The organism is bacterium (genome assembly GCA_040757115.1).
Taxonomy (GTDB): Bacteria; UBA9089; CG2-30-40-21; order CG2-30-40-21; family SBAY01; genus JBFLXS01.
Genome location: JBFLYA010000431.1, coordinates 1 through 1,513, shown reverse-complemented (window position 1 = coordinate 1,513; position 1,513 = coordinate 1). Strand labels below are relative to the sequence as shown.

At 32.7% G+C, this 1,513-nt stretch carries 2 protein-coding genes; one reads left to right on the top strand and one right to left on the bottom strand.

Annotated elements, in window-relative coordinates; all coding sequences use genetic code 11:
- The first annotated feature begins 456 nt into the window (after window positions 1-456).
- Window positions 457-1,179 carry a twin-arginine translocase subunit TatC gene (tatC, locus tag AB1422_19415; protein ID MEW6621471.1) on the top strand — a complete coding sequence of 241 codons (723 nt, stop codon included), beginning with the start codon at window positions 457-459 and terminating at the stop codon, window positions 1,177-1,179.
- Between the two features lie 61 nt (window positions 1,180-1,240).
- On the opposite strand, the gene AB1422_19410 is transcribed toward tatC, so the two are convergent.
- Window positions 1,241-1,399, bottom strand: a complete 159-nt coding sequence (locus AB1422_19410) for a hypothetical protein (protein ID MEW6621470.1) — start codon at window positions 1,397-1,399, stop codon at window positions 1,241-1,243.
- Window positions 1,400-1,513 lie beyond the last annotated feature (114 nt).

Sequence of the window (1,513 nt, the reverse complement as noted above, 5' to 3'; positions counted from 1 at the left end):
TACTTACAACCCCCTAACCCCCTTTATATACTTACAACCCCCTAACCCCCTTTATTAAGGGGGAATATCTGTCCTCCACCTCTAATCTTTTCTATATTTGGGTGAGAGGGAATTTCGTGAAGCCCTATTTGGTAAGAACGCTCTCGGATAAAATTAAGCGGTAATTTTATTAGCCTTCGCACACCGCAAATTTTTCCTTCACCCCCACTTTTTAAGTAGAGAGTAGAAAGTAGGAATTTTGTTTTATTTACTTCCTATTTCCCATTTCTTACTTCCTATTTTTATCCGAGAGGCTTCTTGGTAAATGGTAACTGGTGTAATGGTAATTAGTTACCAGTTACCAATTTTAGATTATAATATACACTAATTATCTACTGTTGTCAAGAAAAAAACAAGACGCTCGTAATGCTTTTTTTCTTGACAAAATATAAGTTTATAGTGTATCTTAATCAGGAAATGGATAATGAAAATGGAAATAAAATGAGTTTTATTGAACATTTAGAAGAATTACGGATAAGAATTATTAAATGTCTGATTTCTGTTTTTGTCTTTTTTTGTATTTCTTATTTCTTTAGTAAACAGATATTAGGCTATGTCGTTAAACCAATAGGAAAAGTTGTGTTTATCAGTCCCCAGGAGGCATTTCTTTCATATATGTTTCTATCTTTTTGGGTAGGGTTGTTTGTTTCTTCTCCTATTATCCTTTTTCAAATCTGGAGGTTTATGGCTACTGGTTTACTAAAACACGAAAGAAAATCTCTTTTAATCTATGCACCAATTTCTTTTTTTCTATTTGCTTGTGGCGTTGCCTTTGCGTTTTTTGTGGTATTGCCAATTGGAGTAAAGTTTTTATTAGGTTTTCAAACGGATTTTTTAGAACCAATGATTACTGTTAGCCGATATATTTCTTTTGCGGGTATGTTCCTCTTAGGATTTGGGATAGTATTTCAATTGCCAATAGTGATTTTATTTTTAACACAAGTTGGATGGCTAAGCACCTTAAGCCTGCGGCACAATAGAAAATATGCCATCTTGCTTATCTTTATCATCTCGGCGATATTCACTCCACCTGATGTCATATCCCAAATTTTAATGGCGATACCATTAGTTTTTTTACTTGAAATTAGTACCTGGATAGCGGTATTATTTGAGAGGAAAAAACGAAGAGAGAAAAAGTAAGATAGTTTCGAGGTCTGACCTTATATATGAATAGTACATTCATTGCAAATAGTAGAGTGAGTTAGGGTCGAACATTGATGGAATACAGAATTAAGAAGAAATCAATGGGGCTAATAGTGTTATCAGTAATTCTCCCTATCTCATTATTAGAATAGAGTTCTGCAAAAGTAGGAAACTGTGTAGTTTTTAAGCAGGTATTTAAAGCCTCTATTTTTATCAATTTCCTCCAAAGATCAAAATGCAAAAAGCAAATATAAAAATTACATATCAAAATGTAAAATTATCTCTTTCCTTTCAGCGTTAAAATACTTGAAGCAAAGATATTACCAAATTC